Raw genomic sequence first — 4,907 nt, forward strand, 5'->3', positions numbered from 1 at the left:
AGCCAGCGAATCGGGCTGAGCTGGACGATCAAGGGAGCCCCTGGTCAGTCGCTGTGCGTGGGTCCGTCAGGGCTCGTCTCGCTCGATCTCGCCGCGTCTCGCTCAAGATCTTCTCTCCCAAAATTCTCCCAGTCGATGTCACCGGGCACCCGGATCGCGTACCGATTGGCCGGCAGGACGATTTCGCCCCGGGCGGTGAGGACCACCAGGACGGGAACACCGACCGGCAGGCCGTACCGGCGGCGCTCGGCCTCGGACGGCATGCGCGCGCCCACGATGCCCCCGGTCCCACTGCCGAGCACCCGGGGATCCTGCGCCGGGGCCACCTCACTGCCACGCGCCTTCTTCACGATCACGCCCTCGGTACGGAGGAGATTGAGCGCCTGGCGGACAGTGTCACGGCTCACGCCGTAGATCTGCCCGAGGAACTTCTCCGCCGGCAGCCGCTGCTCCGGCGCCAGCTCACCCTCGGCGATCTGCGTGCGGATGTCGTCAGCCAGCTGCTTGTACAGCGCCCGGTCAGCTTCCGGGTCCAGCTCTCGCCGACGAATGCGCGGCTGGCCGTCGTCGTCCACCGTCCTCGACATGGCGAGCACAGTAGAGACGTACGTACGTGCATCCGACTTCACGTATATACGTACAGAAGTTTCCTCTGTTGCCGGAGTCGCTTGACTGATTCCACGCCATGAGGAATCGTCGCGGTGGTCATCCGACCAAATCAGAGGAAAGAGGGAACCGTGCGGCTCACATTCATTCGCACCACAAGTCCCACAGCCAACACCTGCCCCACTTTATTCAAAACGGACCGGGGCACCGTGATCGTACAGGGCTACGTCGTTACCGACGAGGAGGCCCTTTCGCAAATGAATATTCCCGAGGGCGAAACCGCCGTCGAAGTTCCCATGGAACTTCTAGAAGAACTACGCGAGACATTCGCCAATGCGGGGTGAATCGCTGGACATAGCCGGAATGGATGAGTGGATCGAGGCGCATTTCACTCGGACGGCATTCCGTTTAGAGGTTCTTCCGCAATACACGGTCCCCTCGGACGCTGACAACGTCGCTGACTACCTATCGGGTAGGGCGGGTCCCACCTGGGCCCAGGGCGGCCCGTGGTTCGACCATTTGGCGGCCGAGCGCGCATCGGGAAAGCGTCGCTACCGGGTACGGATCGTCGCCGAGCCAACCCCGTACATTCGGTACGAGTGCGAATGGGGCTACGTGTACACCACGGCAGCTGGCGAAGAGGTCTACGTCCTGGACCCCGGCGAGGCCGTGATCCCGGCCCACCCACTCGTCGACCATGACTGGTGGCTCCTGGACGACCGGCACGTGCTGGACATGACGTACGACTCGGCTGGCCAGTTCGTGGGCGCCAGGCCCTTGGAGGAGTCGGAGGCCGGGCCGTACATCGCCTGCCGTGATGCCGTGCTCGCGGCCGCCAGGCCGTTCGCCGAGTATTGGCGGGATCACCCCGAGCTGCGCCGAGCCGCTACGGCCGGGGATCCCTAGACTCCCACCATGTCCACCCCGCCGCCGTCCCGCTACACCAGGGAACAGCTGTCCGTACTGCTCCGCGTGCTCAGATCCGACGTTGGGCTGAGCACCGCGGAGGCGGCGAAGCGGGCCGGGTTCTCCCAGTCCAAACTGTCCAAGATCGAGACCGGCGCCCTGCTCCTGTCCTACAAGGACGGCGACGCCCTATGCCGGGTCTACGGCGCGTCGGCCGAGCAGCGCGAGGAACTGCTGGATCTCCTACGCGTTCTACACGAGGACGTTGAGAGCGCTCGCGTGATCCTCCACCGCGGCGCTCATCGAAAGCAGCGGGAGATCGCGCGCATCGAGGCCGAGACCACCCACTACCGAGACCTGCAGGTCGCTTACGTGTCGGGCCTGCTCCAGACGGCGGACTACATCCGCCGAATGGCCAGCACCGCGATGAGCGCGCCGGATCGCGATCGTCATGTGGCCGCCCGCCTTGAGCGCCAGCTGGTGCTCGGCAACACGGACAAGAGGTTCTCGTTCGTGATGAGCGAGGGCGCGCTGCGATGGATGGCCGGCCCTCCCCTCCTGATGGCCGCCCAAGTCGATCACATCATCGAGGTATCCCACCGCCCGAACGTCGACCTGGGCGTGATCCCGTGGGGCCGGGAGATCCCACCCGGCCTGATGCCAGGGCACGAGGTCCACATCTACGACGACCGTATGGTCATTGTCGGGATCCTCACCGCAACGGCCACCATCCAGGACCCGCGCGACGTCGAGATGTACCTGAGTCAGTTCGAGGCCGTGCGCGCGGTCGCGCTGGCGGATGACCTGGCACGTCAGAGGCTCGATCAGATCTCGGCTGAGTACCGGTCCCTGGGCTGATCCGACCATGATTCCACGCAACATGGAATTCTCTCTGTTGTGATTCCACATGACATGGAATCATCGCTCCCAGCCCCAAAAGAAATCGGGCCCGCTGGCGCACGAACGCCTACGGGCCCGGCCGGACGCTGGAGGTCCGACGAACGTGGCCAAGCATACGACCATCGCAGCCGAACTCGATGCGCTCAACGAGACCCACGGGCACCGATGGCGGATCGCCCTCTCACTCGTGCCAGGCACGGAGCGCCTAACCGCTTCTCAGCGATCACCCACGGGGGGCCGTTTCCTTCCGGCCTCGACCACCGGCCGAACACAGCGCGAACTGCGAGCCCGGATGGACCGCATCGACGGGCTGGCCTGATGTACGTCGTAGGTCTCTGCGCGCTCGGCGTCTTCCCGCCGGCCCAGGCTCCCGGTCGAACATCAACGTGGGAATTCGCGCACGAGCTGACCAAGCGCGCGCGGTTCACCATCACCGTCAACGAGGACTCGGTGACCGAACAATGGTCTGGGCTGGTGCTCCAGCTGGATGGCAAGGTCACTGTCCTGCTCGCCGATGAGCCGCTCCCGGCGTACCTCCTACGGCGATGCGCGGAGCTGGAGGCCGAAGGCTGGACGCTGCGGCTGATGAGCACCGCGTTCGACGACGTGCGGAGGGCCGCCAATGGATCTTGAGCGGTGGCCGCCTCCCGACTCCCCCGCGCCAGACCATCGCGTGGGCGACGGCGCGCCTGGCGCAGCTGGCCCTCGCCCCCATCGCGTGCCGGGGCGAGGGCACCAGAAACATCGGCGGATACGCGTGTATCCGCCGCCGGGTACGTGTACTGTCGGCGCCACTGATCCCGTCCGGGCGCACTCCGGGGATCGGTACGGCGGCCGCCGGGGACGTACTCGGCCGCGATCGTGAAGTACCTGCTGACGGTGAGGTGGCGGGTACGCCTGTAACCCATCCACTCCGACCCGGAGAACCTCGAATGTCTGACCTCACACTCCCTGCCGCCGTCTGGGTGACCGCGCTCGCGGTGCTCCTGGCGCTCCTGCTCGCGGTCGTCCTGCTGGCCCGGGCCGGCGCGGCCGCGCGGCGCCTGACCCGCATGGCCGAGGCGCGCGAGACCGAACTGGCGGCCGAGGCGCGCGCCGATCGGCTCGCGGCCGAGGAGGCCGCCGCCACTGCCGAGGAGTACGACGAGTCGGTGGCCACCCTGCGCGCGGCTCTGGCCCGGGCTGCAGATACGGCCGTAGCTGGCGCGGATACGGATGTACCCAGCGCACCCCGGTGCCGCGTACGTCGCCGACTGCACCTGGACCCGCAGCGGCACCGCGCGCCGGAGATCTACCGCCAGGCGCTGAGCACGTTCCGTCCGCTGATGAGCCGCGGCGAGCTGCCCACCTTCCGGGCGGTCATGAAAGCCCTGGACTGCGGCCAGAGGAGGGCGACCACCGTACGCGCGTATCTGGCCGCGAAGTTGGCCGGTGACGACGTGACTGCCCGCCGCGTAGTCGTGGACATCTCGGCCGCGCGGGCCGCCTAGACCGGCGCGGCGGCGCGCGAGTCTCCCTCTTGGATTCCCCTTAAGGTCGGGTTTGCCCGGGGGGATGGCCGGCTCTCGCGCCGTCGCGTCGCACAACGAACGGGGCCCCGCTCCTCATCGAGGAGCGGGGCCATCGGGGATTTAGACGGGTGTCTGCTACTCGGCCGGGGTGACCTTGCCGGTGCGCTCCAGCCAGGGCCAGATGGTCGACCACAGCCACACCGGGCTGCCGTTGATCTCGCCGGGCAGCGGGTCGGGCAGCGGCTCGTGGTTGGGCCGGGCTGCCGAGCGGGCCGGGCGGCCGGACTCGGCCCAAGCCTTGCGGCGCTTCTCCCAGGACCGGACGGTGTCGGCGGGTACCTGGGTGCCGTACCGATCCTGGGCCCGGGCGGCGATCTCGACGTATCCCACGACGTCGTCTATGTCTACCTGCATGCCCCGTACTGTACTGCATTCACGACACTGGGTGTACCCATATCACGAACATCACAGACCTGCAACGGTATGCGTGACTGTCGTGAAAACGGTTGTGTGAGTGTCGTGAAAAGGGTACTGTTATCTCATCAGCAGGAACGAGGGAGGAGCCCCGAAATGACCACCACCACCGCCACCCAGATCCCCACCGAGCGGCTCATCGAGGGCGTCGGCTTCCAGATCGTCAACGTGATCGACCCCCGCGACGGCCGGTATGTCCGCCAGCTCCGCCACCGCGGCACCGTCGCCCAGGCCCGCGCCCAGGCCGAGATCGGGTTCGTCCACGACACCGACCCCCGCTGGCTGGAGCTCCGGGCGATCATCCTGGGCAGCTGACCACCAGGCCCGGCCCTCGGGGAGAGGGCCGGGCCCACCACCCGACCGCGAACATGACGAACGCCCCCCGCTCTCACGAGGAGAGCGGGGGGCGTCGCTGCGGTCGCCGGCCCCCGCAGGGCCTGGTCGGAGCCGCGTTATCGTGGCTGGCCCTCAAGGGGCCTGATAACGAGTCTGTGGATCTACCGGCAGGCT

Annotated in this window: 8 protein-coding genes; 6 read left to right on the forward strand and 2 right to left on the reverse strand. The window is 67.4% G+C overall.

What is annotated here, in order from left to right; translation table 11 throughout:
- Positions 1–44: 44 nt before the first annotated feature.
- Positions 45–587 carry a GntR family transcriptional regulator gene (locus Aph01nite_RS40595; protein WP_204046420.1) on the reverse strand — a complete coding sequence of 181 codons (543 nt, stop codon included), beginning with the start codon at positions 585–587 and terminating at the stop codon, positions 45–47.
- Between the two features lie 150 nt (positions 588–737).
- Here Aph01nite_RS40595 and Aph01nite_RS40600 point away from each other — a divergent pair, with 150 nt between their 5' ends.
- The 5 genes from Aph01nite_RS40600 to Aph01nite_RS40620 all read left to right on the forward strand — a co-directional run bounded on the left by Aph01nite_RS40600 (position 738) and on the right by Aph01nite_RS40620 (position 3,902).
- Positions 738–950 (forward strand): hypothetical protein, encoded by a 213-nt coding sequence (locus Aph01nite_RS40600; protein ID WP_204046421.1) that lies wholly within the window; start codon positions 738–740, stop codon positions 948–950.
- A gap of 19 nt (positions 951–969) precedes the next feature.
- Positions 970–1,512: a DUF6879 family protein gene (locus tag Aph01nite_RS42785; RefSeq protein ID WP_373872395.1), complete on the forward strand. Its 543-nt coding sequence runs from the start codon at positions 970–972 to the stop codon at positions 1,510–1,512.
- Between the two features lie 9 nt (positions 1,513–1,521).
- Positions 1,522–2,370, forward strand: coding sequence for a helix-turn-helix domain-containing protein (locus Aph01nite_RS40610; RefSeq protein WP_204046423.1), 849 nt, complete (start codon positions 1,522–1,524; stop codon positions 2,368–2,370).
- 360 nt (positions 2,371–2,730) lie between these two features.
- On the forward strand, positions 2,731–3,045 hold the full coding sequence (locus Aph01nite_RS40615; protein WP_204046424.1) for a hypothetical protein: 315 nt from the start codon (positions 2,731–2,733) through the stop codon (positions 3,043–3,045).
- A gap of 299 nt (positions 3,046–3,344) precedes the next feature.
- On the forward strand, positions 3,345–3,902 hold the full coding sequence (locus Aph01nite_RS40620; RefSeq protein ID WP_204046425.1) for a hypothetical protein: 558 nt from the start codon (positions 3,345–3,347) through the stop codon (positions 3,900–3,902).
- Positions 3,903–4,058: 156 nt separating this feature from the next.
- On the opposite strand, the gene Aph01nite_RS40625 is transcribed toward Aph01nite_RS40620, so the two are convergent.
- Positions 4,059–4,337 carry a hypothetical protein gene (locus Aph01nite_RS40625; RefSeq protein WP_204046426.1) on the reverse strand — a complete coding sequence of 93 codons (279 nt, stop codon included), beginning with the start codon at positions 4,335–4,337 and terminating at the stop codon, positions 4,059–4,061.
- 156 nt (positions 4,338–4,493) lie between these two features.
- On the opposite strand from Aph01nite_RS40625, the gene Aph01nite_RS40630 reads away from it, so the two are divergent.
- Complete coding sequence (locus tag Aph01nite_RS40630; RefSeq protein ID WP_204046427.1) at positions 4,494–4,712, forward strand: hypothetical protein; 219 nt, start codon at positions 4,494–4,496, stop codon at positions 4,710–4,712.
- Positions 4,713–4,907 lie beyond the last annotated feature (195 nt).

Source organism: Acrocarpospora phusangensis (assembly GCF_016862995.1).
GTDB lineage: Bacteria > Actinomycetota > Actinomycetes > Streptosporangiales > Streptosporangiaceae > Acrocarpospora > Acrocarpospora phusangensis.

What these genes read in the sequence shown, in the direction of transcription:
- Aph01nite_RS40595 (WP_204046420.1), bottom strand. Translation starts at nt 587, where the DNA reads ATGTCGAGGACGGTGGACGACGACGGCCAGCCGCGCATTCGTCGGCGA.
- Aph01nite_RS42785 (WP_373872395.1), top strand. Translation starts at nt 970, where the DNA reads ATGGATGAGTGGATCGAGGCGCATTTCACTCGGACGGCATTCCGTTTA.
- Aph01nite_RS40610 (WP_204046423.1), top strand. Translation starts at nt 1,522, where the DNA reads ATGTCCACCCCGCCGCCGTCCCGCTACACCAGGGAACAGCTGTCCGTA.
- Aph01nite_RS40615 (WP_204046424.1), top strand. Translation starts at nt 2,731, where the DNA reads ATGTACGTCGTAGGTCTCTGCGCGCTCGGCGTCTTCCCGCCGGCCCAG.
- Aph01nite_RS40620 (WP_204046425.1), top strand. Translation starts at nt 3,345, where the DNA reads ATGTCTGACCTCACACTCCCTGCCGCCGTCTGGGTGACCGCGCTCGCG.
- Aph01nite_RS40625 (WP_204046426.1), bottom strand. Translation starts at nt 4,337, where the DNA reads ATGCAGGTAGACATAGACGACGTCGTGGGATACGTCGAGATCGCCGCC.
- Aph01nite_RS40630 (WP_204046427.1), top strand. Translation starts at nt 4,494, where the DNA reads ATGACCACCACCACCGCCACCCAGATCCCCACCGAGCGGCTCATCGAG.